At 52.1% G+C, this 17,962-nt stretch carries 16 protein-coding genes; 2 read left to right on the top strand and 14 right to left on the bottom strand.

The window, feature by feature from the left end:
- Window positions 1-76: 76 nt before the first annotated feature.
- From gabD to NF212_RS04505, 9 genes are all read right to left on the bottom strand, one after another.
- Entirely contained in the window at window positions 77-1,525 is a 1,449-nt protein-coding gene (gene gabD / locus NF212_RS04545; protein WP_434359238.1) for an NADP-dependent succinate-semialdehyde dehydrogenase, read from the bottom strand.
- 18 nt (window positions 1,526-1,543) lie between these two features.
- On the bottom strand, window positions 1,544-2,827 hold the full coding sequence (locus NF212_RS04540) for an NAD(P)/FAD-dependent oxidoreductase (protein WP_434359236.1): 1,284 nt from the start codon (window positions 2,825-2,827) through the stop codon (window positions 1,544-1,546).
- A gap of 32 nt (window positions 2,828-2,859) precedes the next feature.
- Entirely contained in the window at window positions 2,860-3,684 is an 825-nt protein-coding gene (locus NF212_RS04535; protein ID WP_434359235.1) for an ABC transporter permease subunit, read from the bottom strand.
- On the bottom strand, window positions 3,681-4,583 hold the full coding sequence (locus tag NF212_RS04530; RefSeq protein WP_434359233.1) for an ABC transporter permease subunit: 903 nt from the start codon (window positions 4,581-4,583) through the stop codon (window positions 3,681-3,683). Before NF212_RS04530 ends, NF212_RS04535 begins: the two co-directional genes overlap by 4 nt.
- A complete protein-coding gene (gene potA / locus NF212_RS04525; RefSeq protein WP_434359231.1) occupies window positions 4,580-5,713 on the bottom strand; it encodes a polyamine ABC transporter ATP-binding protein in 1,134 nt (377 codons plus the stop codon). Before potA ends, NF212_RS04530 begins: the two co-directional genes overlap by 4 nt.
- A gap of 63 nt (window positions 5,714-5,776) precedes the next feature.
- The gene (locus NF212_RS04520; protein WP_434359229.1) at window positions 5,777-6,880 is read right to left on the bottom strand and encodes a polyamine ABC transporter substrate-binding protein; all 1,104 of its coding nucleotides are present in this window, start codon (window positions 6,878-6,880) and stop codon (window positions 5,777-5,779) included.
- 135 nt (window positions 6,881-7,015) lie between these two features.
- Window positions 7,016-8,407 (bottom strand): aspartate aminotransferase family protein, encoded by a 1,392-nt coding sequence (locus tag NF212_RS04515; protein WP_434359227.1) that lies wholly within the window; start codon window positions 8,405-8,407, stop codon window positions 7,016-7,018.
- 56 nt (window positions 8,408-8,463) lie between these two features.
- Window positions 8,464-9,810, bottom strand: a complete 1,347-nt coding sequence (locus tag NF212_RS04510; RefSeq protein WP_434359225.1) for a glutamine synthetase family protein — start codon at window positions 9,808-9,810, stop codon at window positions 8,464-8,466.
- Window positions 9,807-10,595, bottom strand: a complete 789-nt coding sequence (locus tag NF212_RS04505) for a gamma-glutamyl-gamma-aminobutyrate hydrolase family protein (RefSeq protein WP_434359223.1) — start codon at window positions 10,593-10,595, stop codon at window positions 9,807-9,809. Before NF212_RS04505 ends, NF212_RS04510 begins: the two co-directional genes overlap by 4 nt.
- A 297-nt stretch (window positions 10,596-10,892) precedes the next feature.
- Between NF212_RS04505 and NF212_RS04500 the strand changes: the two genes are divergently transcribed.
- Complete coding sequence (locus NF212_RS04500; protein ID WP_434359221.1) at window positions 10,893-12,305, top strand: glutamine synthetase family protein; 1,413 nt, start codon at window positions 10,893-10,895, stop codon at window positions 12,303-12,305.
- Between the two features lie 68 nt (window positions 12,306-12,373).
- Here NF212_RS04500 and NF212_RS04495 read toward each other — a convergent pair whose 3' ends face one another.
- Window positions 12,374-12,922, bottom strand: coding sequence for a cupin domain-containing protein (locus NF212_RS04495; RefSeq protein WP_434359219.1), 549 nt, complete (start codon window positions 12,920-12,922; stop codon window positions 12,374-12,376).
- 330 nt (window positions 12,923-13,252) lie between these two features.
- On the opposite strand from NF212_RS04495, the gene NF212_RS04490 reads away from it, so the two are divergent.
- Window positions 13,253-14,557, top strand: a complete 1,305-nt coding sequence (locus NF212_RS04490) for an NAD(P)/FAD-dependent oxidoreductase (RefSeq protein WP_434359217.1) — start codon at window positions 13,253-13,255, stop codon at window positions 14,555-14,557.
- 176 nt (window positions 14,558-14,733) lie between these two features.
- On the opposite strand, the gene nqrM is transcribed toward NF212_RS04490, so the two are convergent.
- From nqrM to nqrE, 4 genes are all read right to left on the bottom strand, one after another.
- Window positions 14,734-14,955, bottom strand: a complete 222-nt coding sequence (gene nqrM / locus NF212_RS04485) for a (Na+)-NQR maturation NqrM (RefSeq protein WP_434359215.1) — start codon at window positions 14,953-14,955, stop codon at window positions 14,734-14,736.
- Between the two features lie 9 nt (window positions 14,956-14,964).
- Window positions 14,965-15,990, bottom strand: a complete 1,026-nt coding sequence (locus NF212_RS04480; RefSeq protein WP_434360825.1) for an FAD:protein FMN transferase — start codon at window positions 15,988-15,990, stop codon at window positions 14,965-14,967.
- Between the two features lie 118 nt (window positions 15,991-16,108).
- Entirely contained in the window at window positions 16,109-17,332 is a 1,224-nt protein-coding gene (gene nqrF / locus NF212_RS04475) for an NADH:ubiquinone reductase (Na(+)-transporting) subunit F (RefSeq protein ID WP_434359213.1), read from the bottom strand.
- A 31-nt stretch (window positions 17,333-17,363) separates the two neighbouring features.
- Complete coding sequence (nqrE, locus tag NF212_RS04470) at window positions 17,364-17,960, bottom strand: NADH:ubiquinone reductase (Na(+)-transporting) subunit E (RefSeq protein WP_054670239.1); 597 nt, start codon at window positions 17,958-17,960, stop codon at window positions 17,364-17,366.
- Window positions 17,961-17,962 lie beyond the last annotated feature (2 nt).

The raw sequence follows: 17,962 nt of genomic DNA, 5'->3' as shown, positions 1-17,962 counted from the left end.
TCTCAATTACGCATTCTCCCAAAAAGAAAAGCGAGGCTGAACCAGCCTCGCTTTTTTATGTTTCTCTCTTTGCCATCTAAATCGACAAACAGAGATATTTCATTTCCAGATATTCCTCGATTCCGTACTTGGAGCCTTCACGGCCAAGGCCGGATGACTTCATGCCGCCAAACGGGGCAACCTCGTTGGAAATCAGGCCGGTATTCACACCCACCATGCCGTATTCCAGTGCTTCCGCCACCTTCCATACACGCGAAAGGTTATTGGCATAGAAATATGCCGCCAGGCCGAATTCGGTGTCGTTCGCCATACGGATCACTTCGTCTTCATCTTTGAAGCGGAACAACGGGGCCAGTGGGCCGAAGGTCTCTTCCCGCGCCACGACCATCTGCTGGTTCACACCGGTCACGATGGTTGGCTCAAAGAAAGTGCCGCCCAGTTCATGGGCTTTACCCCCGGCAATCACCGTTGCGCCTTTGCTGACTGCATCCTCAAGGTGGGACTTCACTTTGTCCACGGCCTTGTCATCAATCAGTGGCCCGGTTGTCACACCGTCTTCCGTGCCCGGCCCGACGTTAAGTTTTGCAACCGCCGCCGCCAGTTTTTCAGCAAAGGCATTATAGACCTCGTCCTGTACATACAGACGGTTGGCACATACACAGGTTTGTCCGGCATTACGGAACTTGGAGATCATGGCCCCCTCAACCGCTTTGTCGAGGTCTGCGTCATCAAACACAATAAACGGGGCATTGCCACCCAGTTCAAGGGAAAGCTTTTTAAGGGTAGGAGCACACTGCTCCATCAGCTTAATGCCGACGCCGGTAGAACCGGTAAACGATAGCTTGCGTACAACCGGGTTGGCACAGAGCTCACCGCCCACAGCCAGTGCATCACCGGTCACCACACTGAACAGCCCGGCTGGAATACCGGCCCGGTTAGCCAATTCAGCCAGTGCCAGCGCTGAAAGCGGGGTTTGCGGGGCGGGTTTCACTACCATGGCACAACCGGCCGCCAATGCCGGGGCTGCCTTACGGGTGATCATCGCCGCCGGGAAATTCCACGGGGTAATGGCCGCTGCTACACCAACCGGCTGTTTGGTAACGATAATACGTTTGTCGCCCTGATGGCCCGGAATGGTATCGCCGTATACTCGTTTGGCTTCTTCTGCAAACCACTCGATAAACGATGCGGCATAGGCAATTTCACCACGGGCTTCAACCAGGGGCTTACCCTGTTCAGCTGTCATCAATTGCGCCAGGTCTTCCTGGTTTTCCAGCATCAGTTCATACCAGCGGCGCAGGATGTTGGCACGCTCCTTGGCGGTTTTTGCCCGCCATGCCGGCTGTGCTTTCTCAGCAAGCTCAATGGCTTTGCGGGTTTCTTCCTCTCCCATTACCGGCACATGGGCCAGTATGCTGCCGTCAGCCGGGTTGGTCACCGCTTCTGTTTTGCCGGACAACGCATCCAGCCACTCACCGCCAATATAGGCCTGCTGTTTCAGCAGGCTCTTGTCATTCAGTTTCACGTTTGGATTCTCCTGACGTTAAATCCCGAGTTTATCCCGCAGGGAATAATACCATGCCCCGAGCGCGGTGAATGGCACGCTGAGCGCATGTCCGCCCGGAAACGTGTAGTGGGGGAGTGATGCAAAGGCGTCAAACCGCTTGGCCTGGCCGTTAATCGCCTCACTCAGCAGCTTCCCGGCCAGGTGGGTATAGGTTACGCCGTGACCGCTGCACCCCTGCGAATAGTAAATATTGCTGCCAATCCGCCCAACCTGGGGGAGTCTCGACAGGGTCAGCAGGAAGTTACCGGTCCAGGTGTAATCGATCTTCACATCCCGCAATTGCGGGAAAGTTTTCAGCATTTTCGGCCGGATAATCGCTTCAATATCTGACGGATCCCGCGCGCCGTACACGACACCACCGCCGTATATCAGTCGCTTGTCAGCCGACAGCCGGAAATAATCGAGCAGGTAGTTACAGTCTTCCACACAGTAATCCTGAGGCAGCAGGCTCTCAGCAAGCTCGTCACTAAGGGGCTCGGTAGTAATCACCTGGGTACCGCAGGGCATGGATTTGGCCTGCAGTTCGGGCACCAGCCCGCCAAGGTAGGCATTGCCCGCCACAATGATAAAGCCAGCTTCCACCACGCCGTGTTCTGTGACTACCTTGGCTTTGCCTCCGGTTTCCACCCGTAGTACCGGTGACTGCTCAAAGATTCTCCCGCCAAGCAGCTCGACTGCTGCCGCCTCACCGAGCGCCAGGTTCAGGGGGTGGATGTGACCGCCGGCTTTATCTAGCAGACCACCGGTGTAGCGATCGCTACCTACAACCTTGCGAATACCTTCATCATCCAGAAGCTCCAACTGGTCGTAACCGTAACGCTCCCAAAGCGCTTTCTGGTGCTCAAGCTCTGACATCTGTTTTGCATTGATGGCAGCAAATACCCCGCCATCCTTGAGGTCGCACTGGATTCCGTATTTTTCAACCCGTTCCCGGATGATCCGGCCACCTTCAAAAGCCATCTCACCGAACAACGCAGCCTGCCCTTTGCCGACCGTCTTCTCTATGACGTCGATATCCCGGCTGTAACTGTTAACTATCTGTCCGCCGTTTCGTCCAGACGCCCCCCAACCGACTTTGGCAGCTTCCACCACGGCAACGGTGAACCCGGCTTCCAGCAGGTGTAGCGCGGATGAAAGCCCGGTATATCCGGCACCAATAACACACACATCAGCACTGGCGTATCCCTCAAGCCTGGGTCTTTCAGGCGCAGGGTTAGCCGACGCCGCATAGAATGACGGCGCATGTTGGACTTCAGACATGGGTAATTCCTTTTAATCGTTATAAGCGGACATCAATTTTCCGCTGCCATCTGTTGCCTCGATTTCAACTCTGCCCGGCGCGCAAAGTACCAGGACAGGAAGGCAAACAGGGACACAGCCAAAATAATGAGGGTTGCCAGCGCGTTGATCTTTGGTGACACACCCAGCCTCACGGACGAGAACACCACCATCGGCAACGTAGTCGAACCCGGTCCGGAGACAAAGCTGGCAATCACCAGATCATCCAGCGACAGGCTGAAACTAAGCAGCCAACCGGCCACCAGCGCAGGGGCAATCATCGGCACCGTAATGACAAAGAACACCTTAAGTGGCCGGGCACCGAGATCCATCGCCGCCTCCTCAATCGAGAAGTCAAGATCACGCAAGCGTGATGACACTACCACCGCCACATAAGCAGCGCAGAAGGTAGAGTGGGCGATCCACACCGTGGTCATCCCCCGCTCTGCCGGCCATCCAAAGATGTCGCCCATCTGGACAAACAGCAAAAGCAGGGACAGGCCGATAATGACATCCGGCATGACAAGCGGTGCAGTGATCATGTTGGAGAGTGTCAGCCGGGCAAAAGAGCGCCTGAACCGGGTCATGACAAATGCTGCCATGGTGCCGATTACCACCGCCATAGTGGAGCTGAAAAAGGCGATACGCAGGCTGGTCCAGACAGCCTGGAGGATCTGCTCGTCCCTAAACAGTTCGGCATACCATTTCGGTGACAACCCTCCCCAGACTGTCACCAGCTTGGAGGCATTGAAGGAGTAAATCACCAATATCAACATCGGAAGGTAGAGGAACAGCAGCCCGACCCACAGCATAAAGGTAGAAAAGCCCACTCGTTTCATCGGTCTGCCTCCAGCTCTTTGGACTGGTAATGGTGGAACAGGGTGATCGGGATGATCAACAGTGCCAACATGATAATCGCCAGTGCTGACGCCACCGGCCAGTCACGGTTGTTAAAGAATTCCTGCCACAGCACCTTGCCTATCATCAGGGTTTCGGCACCGCCAAGCAGTTCAGGGATAACAAACTCACCCACTACCGGGATAAAGACCAGCATGGAGCCGGCTATCACCCCACCTTTGGACAGCGGCAATGTCACCTTCCAGAAGGTATTGAGGTTGCGCGAGCCAAGATCTGCCGCCGCCTCAAGGAGGCTGTTGTCCAGCTTCACCAGGTTGGCATAAAGCGGCAGCACCATAAACGGCAGGTAGGCGTAAACAATACCCACATACACCGCAAAGTTGGTGTTGAGCATCTGAATAGGTTCACTGATGATACCCAGCCACATCAGGCTGTTGTTGATAAGGCCGGTGTTACTGAGTATGCCCATCCAGGCATAAACCCGGATAAGGAAAGACGTCCACGACGGCAACATGATCAGCAGTAACAACACGGTCTGCTGGCGTACCGGTGCACGGGCAATGGCATAGGCCATGGGGTATCCGAGCAAGAGGCAGCCGACAGTGGAGAAAAAAGCTATCTTCACTGAACTGAGATAGGCAGTGTAGTAAAGCGGATCTTCCAGAATCCACAGGAAATTTTCCAGGTTGAATACGGCGGTGAAGATTCCGTCGACATATTCAAACAGCGGCTCGTACGGAGGAATCGCCAGAGCTGCAGTGGAAAAGCTGATCTTCAGGACGATGATAAAGGGGATGGTAAAAAACAGCAGAAGCCAAAGGTAAGGGAAACCGATGGTGAAATGCCGCCCCTTCGGAAACAGGATCTTTTGTTTCGTCATACGCGCAGCACCACCCCACTGGTGGCCTCCCAACTGATGTAAACCCGGTCTTCCCAGGTCGGACGGTCAGCCCGCCGCGCGGTGTTGCTCATGCTGCACATCACCACCTTGTCACCCGGCAAACGGATGTAATACACCGACTGCCCGCCAAGGTAGGCGATGTCATCCACCACACCTTCCGCCCAGTTGTATTCATCTTCCGGCTTTTCGCGGGTCATCATGGTCTTTTCCGGCCGGACAGCCAGCAAGACACGCTTATCCTCAACGTTGGTTGCTACACCGTGCCCGACATAAAAGCGGTTCGGCAGGTTATCCGGTTGGATAATGCAGTGGTCCACTTCGTCTTCGATGATCTCCCCATCAAAGATATTTACCGAACCGATAAACTCGGCAATCATCCGGCTGTTGGGGCTTTCATAAATATCCATGGGTGTGCCGGTCTGGGCGATCCAGCCTTCATGCATAATGGATATCCGCCCGGCCATGGTCATGGCCTCTTCCTGGTCGTGGGTCACCATCACGCAGGTCACGCCCACACGTTCAAGGATCTCGACCACTTCCAGTTGCATCTGGGTACGCAGTTTTTTGTCCAGCGCCCCCATTGGTTCATCCAACAACAGCAGCTTTGGCCTTTTTGCCAAGGAGCGGGCCAGTGCCACGCGCTGGCGCTGACCACCGGAAAGCTGGTGAGGTTTGCGGAAAGCATAGGCTTCCATATGGACAAGCCGCAGCATCTCATCAACCCGGGATTTAATTTCTGCTTTGGGCAGCTTGTCCTGCTTAAGCCCAAAAGCAATATTCTCTGCCACTGTCATATGGGGGAACAGGGCGTAAGACTGAAACATCATGTTGATTGGGCGGTCGTAAGGCGGTACGTCTGTAATGTCTTCGCCATCGAGGAGTATCCGCCCGGATGAGGGCTTTTCAAACCCGGCCAGCATCCGAAGCAGGGTTGACTTCCCTGACCCAGAGCCACCCAGTAAGGAGAAAATCTCCCCTTTGTTGATGGTCAGTGAGACATCATCTACGGCCCGGACATCACCAAATAATTTACTGACACGGTCAATCTGTACTAACACCGTTTTCTTATCGGCAGGGCTCACCGCTGCCCCCTCGGTTACAACGCTCATTCCATCACTCCAAAAAACACCCTCGCAGGAAGCCGGGAGTGAGACTCCCGGCAAGTCTTGCTGTTACTGTCCGGTCTTCATCTTGGTCCACAACCGGGTACGGATACGATCAACTTTTATAGGCAGTACGTAGGACATAAAGAGCTTGTTCAGCACGTCTGGGGTTGGGTAGATGGAAGGGTCGTTACGGACTTCCGGATCCACCAGTTCATCGGAGGCAGAGTTCGGGTTGGCGTACGCCACATAGTCGGTAATTGGTGCAATAACCTCAGGGCGAAGAAGGTAATTCAGGAACACATGGGCATTCTTGGCATTTTTCGCATCAGCCGGGATCGCCATCATGTCAAACCACAGGTTGGCACCTTCCTTCGGAATTGAATACTTCACCACCTGGCCGTTTTCCGCTTCTTCGGCACGGTAAGCCGCCTGGAAAATATCCCCAGAGAACCCGAAGGCCAGACAGATGTCACCGTTCGCCAGATCCGTGATGTAGCGGGATGAGTGGAAGTAAGTGATGTAAGGGCGCACTTTTGCCAGCGCCTCGCCGACTTTTTCGTAGTCCTCACGCTTGGTAGAGTTCGGGTTCAGGCCGAGGTACTGTAGAACTTGCGGCATGACTTCATCCGCTGAGTCCAGCATGGCGACACCGCACTGTGACAGTTTTGAAACGTATTCAGGGTTCAGCAGGATCTCGATGGAATCCACCGGCGCATCGTCACCCAGGATGGCTTTTACCTTATCCTCGTTGTAACCAATACCGTTGGTCCCCCACATATATGGCATCCCGTACTGGTTGCCGGGGTCTGCGGCGTCAGATAACTGGCTGAGCAAAATTTCGTCAAGGTTGTCCCAGTTGGATAACTGGCTGCGGTCGAGCGGTTGGAAAGCACCAGCCTTGATTTGCTTGGCAAGGAAGTTGTTAGACGGGACCACGAGGTCGTAACCGGAATTACCTGACAGTAACTTGGCTTCCAGCACGTCATTACTGTCGTAGACATCATAGGTCACTTTGATGCCGGTCTCTTTCTCAAAATTCTCCAGAGTATCTTCGGCGATATAGTCACTCCAGTTGTAGATTCGGAGTTCTTCCTGGGCCTGCAGCCCTGCCGAGAACATAACGGTGCTGGCAATCAGCCCAACAACACTTTGTTTTACAGGCAATTTCATGACATCTCCTTGTTTAACAGCACCGGGTTCCTTGGAATCTTCCGGTGCCGTGATTTCCCTGGCCGTTTACCGACCCTGCCACTGCCCGGCTCGTTACCTTGCCGGGCGCCTTTCCATAAGACTGTTTTCCGGTCTCTACAAAAGGGTCTGGATTTTTTCCAGTGTTAAATCAAGGGCTAATTCAGCTTTAGCAATAAGCTCTTCCACCTCGTCCCGGGTGATTACCAGCGGCGGCGAGATAATCATAGTGTCACCCACAGCCCGCATTACCAGGCCGTTTTCAACACTGATATCCCGGCAAATACCGCCAACGCCAAGCTCACTGTCAAACCGGGTGCGCGAGGCCTTGTCTTTGACAAGTTCCAGCGCCCCGACAAGGCCGACGCCCCTCGCTTCACCCACCAGCGGGTGCGAAGCCAGGGACTGCCAGCGTTTCTGGAGGTACGGACCGATATCGTCCCGCACATACTCAATCAACTGTTTCTCTTTAATAATTCGCAGGTTTTCCAGTGCGACGGCTGCCGCCACCGGGTGCCCGGAGTAGGTGTAGCCGTGGTTAAACTCGCCGCCTTTTTCTTCCAGCACCGCAGAGACACGGTCACTGACGATGACACCACCCATCGGCATGTATCCGGAGGTCATCCCTTTGGCTATCGGCATCAAGTCCGGCTCAAGCCCGTAAAGGTCAGTGCCGAACCATTCCCCGGTGCGGCCGAACCCACAGATCACTTCATCAACCACCAGCAAAATATCGTATTTCGCCAAGATGCGTTTTATTTCCGGCCAGTAGGTTTCCGGGGGGATTACCACCCCTCCCGCACCCTGGATTGGCTCGGCAATAAAGGCCGCCACCTTGTCTTCACCCAGATCAAGGATAGCGGATTCAAGTGCTTGCGCAGCTTTAATACCGAACTCTTCCGGCGAAAGGTCACCCCCTTCACCAAACCAGTAAGGCTGGTCGATATGGACAATACCCGGAATCGGCAGCCCGCCCTGCTGGTGCATGGGCTTCATGCCACCCAGGCTGGCTCCGGCAACAGTAGAACCGTGGTAACCGTTGCGGCGTGAGATGATATTGAATTTTTCCGGCTTCCCTTTGGCTGACCAATAGTGACGGACCATGCGAAGCACGGTGTCATTGGACTCAGAGCCCGAGCCGGTAAAGAAGACCTGGTTCATATGGGATGGTGCGACGGAGGCGATTTCTTTTGCCAGTTCCACCACTGGGGGATGCGCACACTGGAAAAAACTGTTGTAGTATGGCAGCTCCAACATTTGGTTGTAGGCCACTTCCGCGACCGAAATCTGCCCGTACCCAATGTTGGTGCACCATAGGCCTGCCATGCCGTCGAGAATTTTGTTGCCGTCGCTGTCCCATAGGTATACCCCCTCGGCCCGTACGATCATCCTCGCCCCTTTTTCTCTCAGCGACTTGTGGTCACTGAACGGGTGAAGATAATGCGCGTTGTCCATAGCCTGCAATGACTCAGTGTTGTACGTATTTTCACGCCCAAAATCCTGCATCATTACCCCCTTAATTCATCCAATGAAGTTGTCCCGGCCCTTCTGCCGGTTAGTGTGATTTATACGGTCAGCAGCAGGAATTCTCGTTCCCAGGAGCTGATTATCCGCTTGAAGTTTTCCTGTTCAGCACGTTTCACGGCAATATAGCCACGGGCAAAACTCTCTCCGAGGTAGGATTCCACCTCGTCGCAGTTTTCCATTCGCTCAAGCGCACTTTCCAGAGTATGTGGTAAGGCCGGGCCACGAAGCTCGTATCCTCGGCCCTGTACAGGTGGTGTCGGCTTCAGTTCGTTCACCATTCCGATATAGCCGCACAGCAGGCTGGCTGCTATCGCAAAATAAGGGTTGGCATCTGCCCCGGGCAACCGGTTCTCTACCCGGCGGTTCTGTGGCGAACAGCTTGGTACACGCAGGCCGCATGTCCGGTTTTCCTCACCCCACTCAACATTTACCGGCGCTGAGGTATCCGGCAGGAACCGTCGGAATGAATTTACGTTGGGCGCAAACAGCGGCAGCATTTCCGGGATATATTGCTGGAGCCCGGCAATGTGGCCATAAAAGAGTTGTGAGCTTGTCCCGTCTTCACTGGTAAAGATATTCTTCCCTGTTTCACGATCCACAATGCTCTGATGAAGGTGCATGGCGCTGCCCGGCTCATTGGTGATGGGCTTTGCCATAAAGGTAGCGACCACATTATGCTTGAGCGCCGCTTCACGCAGGGTGCGCTTGAAAAGGAACACCTGGTCAGCCAGCACAAGCGGGTCTCCGTGACGGAAATTGATTTCCATCTGGGCGGTCCCTTCCTCGTGGATGAGGGTATCAATCACCAGCCCCTGGGTTTCACACCATTCGTACATGTCTTCGAACAGCGGGTCGAATTCATTGGCGGCATCGATGGAAAAGGACTGACGCCCGGTTTCAGTCCGGCCAGAGCGGCCTACAGGTGGCTGCAACGGCAAATCCGGGTCATCACAGCGGGCCGTCAGGTAGAATTCCATCTCCGGCGCAACAACCGGCTGCCAGCCTTTCTCTTCGTACAGTTTGAGCACTGTCTTCAGGACATTTCGAGGGGAGAGTGGTATCGGGTTCCCCATCTTGTCATAAGTATCGTGGATGATCTGAGCGGTTTTCTCGACCGTCCACGGCAGCAGGTAAACCGCATTTTCATCCGGCTTACACATCATATCGATGTCAGCTTCATCCAGCAGGGAGTAATAGATTTCGTCATCAACGAAATCACCGGTAACTGTCTGCAACAGCACACTTTCCGGCAACCTAAGTTCCCCTTCATTCAGGAACTTGTCTACCGGTGCTATTTTTCCCCGTGCAATGCCGGACATATCACTGACCACACATTCCACTTCCGTTATTTCATTATCCTTGAGCCATTTCGTCAGCTTTTTCATCGTGTTCTCTCGCGTTCCATCGCCCTTTGGCGACATGCATCTCCAAACAATTTAAAAATAGCTGAATAAAAAGGACTTTCTGTGACCTTCCACTCAGGGTGCCACTGAACCCCCAGGGCAAATCCTCTGCTATCCGCTACCGAAAACGCTTCTATAAGGCCATCCGGCGCAGTGGCTTCAACTCTCAGCCCATTCCCCAGGCGATCGACACCTTGGGTATGGACGGAATTCACCTCCGCTTCCGGCTGGCCCCACGCCTCGAACAGCAGTCCCCCTGGCTCTACGTGGATAGTGTGTGAAAGGCCATACTGGACGTCGGCCGATTGGGTGGTGTCTTCGCGGTGTTCAATATAACGCCCGGTTTCGTGCAGACGCTGATGGAGGGTCCCCCCCATTACTACATTCATCTCTTGGAAACCGCGGCAAATAGCAAGTACCGGTATGCCGCTTTCTATCGCTGCCTTCAGAAGCGGCAGCGTCATGGCATCCCGGTCCGGGTCGTGTTGCGTACCCTCTGCGCTCTCAGGGCCGCAGTAATGGTAAGGTTCAATATTAGATGGGGAACCCGTAAACATCAGGCCGTCTACCGTTTCCAGAACCTGTGTTATATCAATCGCATCAGCAAGTGCGGGAAAAACCATTGGCATCGCCGTTGCCCCGTCAGTCACCGCTCGCAGGTATTTATCTCCAGCGATATGGAAGCGGTGAAGGCCAAGCACACTGGTACAAGCTGTCACGCCGACAACAGGCCGAATTCCCAGAGAGCTTCCGTTCTTTCCTGACATGATATTCCCTTTTTTGTTCTTAACTCAGCAGAACCAACTGATGTGTTTTTGTTCACTTTTTCTCAAGCTACACGTAAAAAATAAATTACGCAATAGCGTCAGGCAACATTTTTAAAACTTTTATTTAACAAGTATCTTGTGTGCCTAGAGCGCTGTTTTATAAGGGATTATAGCTAAATGAATTATCACGCCCGCTGTTCGACAAATAAAACAGCAGTATTGACAAGCTATAGTGATTGCTATTCACTCAACAGCAACAGAGACAATGATTGATATTTTTTACATGGACAGGTATTTATGATGCGTTACCAATCTGACAAGGCGCTGTTCACAACGGAAGATGTGAAGCTGCCTTCCACGGAAGAAGCCACTCATTTTCTAGCTGAACACCCGGAAATTCAGTACGTTGATCTCCTGCTGACCGATATGAACGGTATCATCAGAGGAAAACGGGTCGAGAGAAACACCCTGGAAAAAGCGTTTAAAAGTGGTATTGCATTACCCATTTCCATCTACGGGATGAACATCAAAGGGACACCGGTTGAGGAAACCGGCCTTGGTCTGGAAATCGGCGAATGTGACGCCCTCTGCTTCCCGGTTCCCGGTACACTTTCTGTTGAACCCTGGCAAAAGCGCCCTATCGCCCAGCTTCTTATGAGCATGTACGAAAACCGGGAAACACCCTTTTTTGCCGACCCGAGAATGATCCTGAACCGCGTGCTGCGCCAGTTTAAACAACTGGGGATTACACCGGTTTCTGCGTTTGAGCTGGAGTTCTACCTGATCGACCGCAAGTCTGATAACGGCATGCCTCAGCCACCGGTATCTCCTACAACGGGCAAGCGCCCCACCAATACCCAGGTTTATTCGCTGGATGACCTTGATGAGCATGCTGATCTGCTGACCGATATCGTCGACATGGCAAAGCTGCAGGGATTGCCGGCAGATACTATCATTGCAGAATCAGCACCGGGACAGTTTGAAATCAACCTGATCCACACCGATGACGCAATGGCTTCCTGCGACAATACGGTACTTCTTAAGCGGGTAATCAAGCAGGTCGCCCACGCCCACCAGCTGGATACCACTTTTATGGCAAAGCCCTATGCTGACCAAGCAGGAAACGGCATGCACGTACACATCAGCCTGATTGACAGTGACGGAAACAATGTTTTCGCCGCATCAGATAACGGCGAGCCTAATGACACACTGAGGTGGGCGCTAGGCGGTATGCTGTCGATGCTCCCAGAGTACATGGCTATCCTGTGCCCCAACGTGAATTCATATCGCCGTTTCAGTCCCGAGTTCTATGTGCCTAGCTCCCCAACCTGGGGGTTTGAAAACCGCACAACAGCACTGAGGATTCCGGCAGGCGAACCGGCTTCAACCCGTATTGAGCACCGGGTGGCGGGCACGGATGCCAACCCCTACCTTATGATGGCCGCACTTCTCGCCAGCATTCAATACGGCATTGAAAACCGAATTGAGCCGCCGGAAGCAATAGAAGGTAACGCCTATACCCAATCGCAACCCAGTCTGCCTAACAACCTTCGGGATGCCCTCAGGGAGTTGAAAACCTCCGAGACCATGGCATCTTCACTGGGGCGGGACTTTATCGATGTGTATGTCACCAGTAAGGAAAAAGAACTGGAAGAATTTGAGCGTACTATTTCACCGCTCGAATATGATTGGTACCTGCATACTGTTTAAGATGCTTATAAAAAGCCACACAAAAAAGGAGACCGGTCTCGGTCTCCTTTTCTCTATCCTGCTAGGTATCAGAAGTTTGCCGGTGTGGTTGCGCTGTAGAGCTTACACTCTTCGTCGAACGGATTGCGAAACCGGTGAGGACGGGTACTTTCGAAGTAGTAGCTGTCACCAGTGTCCAGAACCATGACATCTTCATCAACAGTAAGCTCAAGCCGGCCTGACACGACTATACCGGCTTCTTCACCTTCATGGCGCAGCATCTCTTCTCCGGAGTCAGAACCTGGGGCATAGGTTTCCAGCAAGACTGACATAGCCCGGTTTGGGTATTCCTTTCCCACCAGTTTCATCGATACTTCATTGGTACCGATATCCAGTAACTCTTCTTGTCGGTATACAACTGGAGTGCTCGCACTTTGAGTCAAATCGCTGGAAAAGAACTCCACCAATGACATCGGAATACCTGAAAGTACTTTTTTCAGTGAGCTGACAGAAGGGCTGACGCTGTTCTTTTCAATCATCGAAATAGTACTGTTTGTCACCCCGGCCCGTTTGGCCAATTCGCGCTGTGACAGTCCTCTTTGTTTCCTTACCGCTTTCAGGTTTGCACCGATATCCAATATCCCTGCCTCTCAGTCTATTTGTATTGTGTTGTCGATATTATATGTAACTGTAATAGATTTTGAACATTGAATTATGCATGCCAACACCAGATTAACAACTTTTTGTGACAAACATCTGTCCGGTGTAAATAATATCAATCATCATACCTGACTCATATGTTCTTTTCAGATTTACCCTACCTCCTCGCGGAGCATATGCTTATCTTCTTCCTTAAAACAGAATACCTGACGCCAGATCGGCCACAATTTGTGCATTTTATCCTTCACTTCACGATCTGAGACAGGCTATAGTTTGTAAATTATATTTAACATTCTGGAGGCATAAACATGGCAGTCACTCCGTTTGCCCAACCACATACACACTCTTACTATGCAGCTTCGATGCGCTACCGGATCGATCACCCTCCACTCGAAGAAAGCATTGAGGCTGATGTGTGTATTGTCGGTGGCGGGTTCAGTGGTGTTAACACTGCCATCGAACTGGCAAACCGAGGGTTTTCAGTGGTGTTACTGGAAGCCAACAAAATTGGCTGGGGAGCATCCGGACGCAATGGCGGCGAACTGATCCGTGGCATAGGACATGGCATTGAACAGTTCACCAAAGAGATCGGTGAGGAAGGTGTTGCCGCAATTAGCAAGATGGGCATCGAGGCAGTAGAGATCGTTAAAAACCGGGTCGCTGAACATAATATCGACTGCGATCTGGTGATGGGCTATTGCGACCTTGCCCTAAAGCCCGCCCATATCCGCGAACTTGAACAAGACTACGAGGGCCTGCGAGCTAGTGGTTACTCACATGAGATAAAAATGCTGGCAAAAGAGGATATGCCGTCAGTCATTGGCTCTGACCGCTATATCGGTGGCATGCTGGACATGGGAAGTGGGCACTTACATCCATTAAACCTGGTTTTGGGGGAAGCGGTAGCAGCGACAGAACTGGGGGTTCAAATCTATGAGAACACAGAGGCTCAGTCCATCATCAAGGGAAACAAGCCGGTGGTCAAAACAGCCAAGGGCCAGGTAACCTGCCAGTACCTTGTATTGGCAGGGAATGCGTACATCGGCCACAAGCTTGAATCCCATATTGGAGGAAAAGTCCTTCCTGCCGGCAGCTATGTCATCGCTACCGCACCGCTCGAAGACAAACTCGCCTCTTCTATCATTCCGAAAAACATGGCTTTTGCTGACCTGAGCATTGCGCTTGATTACTACCATCTCTCAGGCGATAACCGGTTGTTGTTTGGTGGGCTTTGTACGTACTCAGGAAAAGACCCAAGCGATATTACCGCGGCCCTGATGCCCAACATGGAAAGGGTTTTCCCTCAACTTAAAGGGGTTGAAGTCGATTTCGAGTGGGGAGGCATGATAGGTATCGGTGCGAACCGTCTTCCCCAGATAGGCAGGCTGCCCGATGCACCGAACATATTTTATGCCCAGGCCTATTCCGGCCACGGTGTGAATGCCACCCATATGGCGGCAAAGGTGATTGCAGAAGCCCTTACCGGCCAGGCAGAGCGCTTTGATGTCTTTGCCAAGGTAAAGCATATGACCTTCCCCGGCGGCCCTCTCCTTCGCTCCCCCTTGCTCGCTATCGGGATGGCGTATCACCGGATAAAAGAGGCCCTTCAGTAACAATGGTGAGAGTCGAGTGGTGAGTGGTGAGTGGTGAGTGGTGAGTGGTGAGATGAATGTATCTCTTAATTCCCTAACTCACTACTCATAGCTCTTAACTCACACTTTCTGCACGTAAAAATAAAAAAGCCTCTGCACTTTCAAGAGCAGAGGCTTTCAGAACTGTCACGAGTCAGTTAGACGATGCGGTTCTTGTTCCATTCTTCCGCTTTGGCTGCGCGGGCTTCACGCTTTTTACGGGCGTCGCATGGTTCAGGGCAATCACACTCTTTTTCGATACCAATTGAACCCAAGCCACCGCAACTGCCGCTGATGGATTTACGTTTGATGATGTAGCCAATAGACATACCCACAATCACCAGCATAAATACCGAAAATGTCACAAGAAATTCAGACATCATTTCACCTTAACGCTTGAGATAAGGCTTGAAGGCATCAGATGCAATTTCCTTAAAGCCATTATCAGTTTTAACAATCAGGAAAACCGGAATATTGTTACGGTTTGCTATTTCCAGGGCCTTTTCAGGTCCCAGTACAGTAAAGCCTGTCGCCAGTCCGTCCGCCGTCATACATGATTTATCCAGCACAGTAACCGACACCAGGCGATGGGTAATCGGACGTGCAGTCTTCGGATCTATAGTATGGGAGTAGCGAACACCATTTTCCTCGAAATAGTTGCGATAGTCACCTGATGTCGCAATAGACATGTCGCCAGGCTGGATGATTTCCTGCACACTGGCTTTTCCGGAAACTGGCTTTTCAATCGCAATTCGCCACTTCTGGCCTTCCGCGTTGTGTCCCTTGATATGCAGCTCACCGCCAATATCCACAAGATAGTTCTTTACACCCAGGCTTTCCAGGTAGTTCGCTACCACATCTACACCGTAGCCTTTGGCGATGGAAGACAGATCCACATACAGGCCAGGGATATCTTTAACCAGGCTGTTGCCTTCCACTTTGAGGTGCTGGATGCCGACATTGTTTCGGCGTGCCGCAATTTCCTCATCTGTCGGTACCTGGTCTGGACGCGCTTCTGGCCCAAAGCCCCACAGGTTGACCAGCGGGCCTACTGTTACATCGAGTGCACCATCAGTCAGACCGTTGATACGGATAGCTTCTTTCACCACAGTCGCAGTCGCTTCCGACACAGGGAAAGGTTCGTTGCTCTTGTGTTGGTTAAATTGGCTAAGCTCAGAGTTTTTACGGTAGGTGGACATCTGGTCATTCACCAGCTCCAGGCGCTTGTCTATCTCAGCCTGAAGAGCCTCCGCATCCGGTAAACCATCCTGCTTAACCAACTTAATGGAGTAATAGGTGCCCATGGTCGACCCTTTCAGGTGGATCTCTTCGGGCTGCTTGCTACACCCTGCCAGAACCATGGCAGCGGCAAAAAGCACAACGGCGTGCTTAAATGATTTTGCAAATAACAACATGGATTTCATGACTGCTCCGAAATTTGCTTCGGTTTCAATTTAATTGCATATCCCTGGGGGTTAACATGCAAAATGGCTGACCCGGGGGTCAGCCATTTTCTTGGAGATGACGGTAGGCTTAGCCCCCGAAGTCATCCAGCAGGATGTTTTCGTCTTCAACACCCAGATCTTTCAGCATGCCGATAACAGCAGCGTTCATCATCGGAGGACCACACATGTAGAATTCGCAGTCTTCCGGTGCTTCATGATCACGCAGGTAGTTTTCATAAAGCACGTTATGGATGAAGCCTGTGTAGCCGTCCCAGTTGTCTTCCGGCATCGGATCAGACAGGGCTACGTGCCACACGAAGTTATCATTCTCAGCTGCCAAATCGTCGAAATCTTCTACGTAGAACATTTCGCGCTTAGAACGGGCACCGTACCAGAATGACATCTTGCGCTTTGACTTCAGACGCTTGAGCTGGTCGAAGATATGTGAACGCATTGGAGCCATACCGGCACCACCGCCCACAAATACCATTTCTGCATCAGTGTCTTTCGCGAAGAACTCACCAAACGGACCAGAGATGGTCACCTTATCGCCCTCTTTCAGAGACCAGATGTAAGATGACATGATACCTGGTGGTACGTCTGGGTTATTTGGCGGCGGAGTTGCAATACGCACGTTCAGCATGATGATGCCAAACTCTTCCGGATAGTTCGCCATTGAGTATGCACGGATTGTCTCTTCTTTTACGATAGACTCGTAGCGGAACAGGTTAAACTTGTCCCAGTCGCCACGGTATTCTTCCGGTACATCGAACTCAGAGTACTTAACATGGTGCGCAGGCGCTTCGATCTGAATATAACCACCTGCACGGAAAGGTACTGACTCACCATCAGGGATCTGCAGCTTCAGCTCCTTGATGAAAGTTGCCTTGTTATCGTTAGAGATAACAGTACATTCCCATTTCTTAACACCAAACACTTCTTCAGGCAGCTCGATTTCCATGTCAGATTTAACGTTAACCTGACAGGCCAGACGCTCGCCTTCACGTGCTTCACGCTTGCTGATGTGATCAAGCTCAGTTGGCAGAATGTCACCGCCACCGGCTTTTACTTTCACACGGCACTGGCCACAAGAACCACCACCACCACAAGCTGATGATACGAAGATGCCGCTACCAGCCAGCGCGCCAAGCAGTTTACCACCTGCGGCTGTTTTGATTGCTTTGTCGGCATCACCATTGATTGAAATAGTGATATCACCTGATGGAACCAGCTTGGATTTGGCGAACAAAATCACCAGTACCAGTGCCAGTACAATCAGGGTAAACATCACCACGCCAAGAATAATGTCCATTGACTATCCCTTATATCGCGGTAAACCCGGTTTACAGTTGAACACCTGAGAAGGACATAAAGCCCAGGGCACACAGGCCGACGGTGATGAAAGTAATACCCAGGCCACGCAGACCAGGAGGTACATCAGAGTACTTCATCTTTTCACGGATACCTGCCAGAGCGACAATTGCCAGCATCCAGCCAATACCTGAACCAAAGCCGTATACCACTGACTCAGCGAAGTTATAGTCACGCTGAACCATGAATGAAACACCACCGAAAATCGCACAGTTCACTGTAATCAGTGGCAGGAAGATACCCAGTGCGTTGTAAAGTGGTGGGAAGAAACGGTCGAGGATCATTTCCAGGATCTGAACCAGAGCCGCGATAACACCGATGAAGGTGATAAAGTTAAGGAAGCTCAGGTCAACCCCTGGGGCCAGCGCACCGTCCTTCAGGATCAGGTTATAAACCAGGTTGTTTACAGGAACCGCAATGGTCAGTACTACGGTTACCGCAATACCCAGACCGAAAGAGGTTTTAACCTTCTTGGATACGGCCAGAAACGTACACATACCCAGGAAGAAAGACAGTGCCATGTTTTCGATGAAGATCGAACGCACCAGTAAGCTAATGTAATGTTCCATTG

It is taken from the genome of Parasalinivibrio latis (assembly GCF_036825535.1).
GTDB lineage: Bacteria > Pseudomonadota > Gammaproteobacteria > Enterobacterales > Vibrionaceae > Parasalinivibrio > Parasalinivibrio latis.
The sequence above is the reverse complement of the archived record's forward strand: the minus strand, read 5'-3'. Positions and strand labels throughout refer to the sequence as shown.

Excerpts from the sequence above, each read along its gene's own strand:
- NF212_RS04540 (WP_434359236.1), bottom strand. The coding sequence starts at position 2,827 with ATGTCTGAAGTCCAACATGCGCCGTCATTCTATGCGGCGTCGGCTAAC.
- NF212_RS04535 (WP_434359235.1), bottom strand. The coding sequence starts at position 3,684 with ATGAAACGAGTGGGCTTTTCTACCTTTATGCTGTGGGTCGGGCTGCTG.
- NF212_RS04530 (WP_434359233.1), bottom strand. The coding sequence starts at position 4,583 with ATGACGAAACAAAAGATCCTGTTTCCGAAGGGGCGGCATTTCACCATC.
- potA (WP_434359231.1), bottom strand. The coding sequence starts at position 5,713 with ATGAGCGTTGTAACCGAGGGGGCAGCGGTGAGCCCTGCCGATAAGAAA.
- NF212_RS04520 (WP_434359229.1), bottom strand. The coding sequence starts at position 6,880 with ATGAAATTGCCTGTAAAACAAAGTGTTGTTGGGCTGATTGCCAGCACC.
- NF212_RS04515 (WP_434359227.1), bottom strand. The coding sequence starts at position 8,407 with ATGATGCAGGATTTTGGGCGTGAAAATACGTACAACACTGAGTCATTG.
- NF212_RS04510 (WP_434359225.1), bottom strand. The coding sequence starts at position 9,810 with ATGAAAAAGCTGACGAAATGGCTCAAGGATAATGAAATAACGGAAGTG.
- NF212_RS04505 (WP_434359223.1), bottom strand. The coding sequence starts at position 10,595 with ATGTCAGGAAAGAACGGAAGCTCTCTGGGAATTCGGCCTGTTGTCGGC.
- NF212_RS04500 (WP_434359221.1), top strand. The coding sequence starts at position 10,893 with ATGATGCGTTACCAATCTGACAAGGCGCTGTTCACAACGGAAGATGTG.
- NF212_RS04490 (WP_434359217.1), top strand. The coding sequence starts at position 13,253 with ATGGCAGTCACTCCGTTTGCCCAACCACATACACACTCTTACTATGCA.
- nqrM (WP_434359215.1), bottom strand. The coding sequence starts at position 14,955 with ATGTCTGAATTTCTTGTGACATTTTCGGTATTTATGCTGGTGATTGTG.
- NF212_RS04480 (WP_434360825.1), bottom strand. The coding sequence starts at position 15,990 with ATGTTGTTATTTGCAAAATCATTTAAGCACGCCGTTGTGCTTTTTGCC.
- nqrF (WP_434359213.1), bottom strand. The coding sequence starts at position 17,332 with ATGGACATTATTCTTGGCGTGGTGATGTTTACCCTGATTGTACTGGCA.
- nqrE (WP_054670239.1), bottom strand. The coding sequence starts at position 17,960 with ATGGAACATTACATTAGCTTACTGGTGCGTTCGATCTTCATCGAAAAC.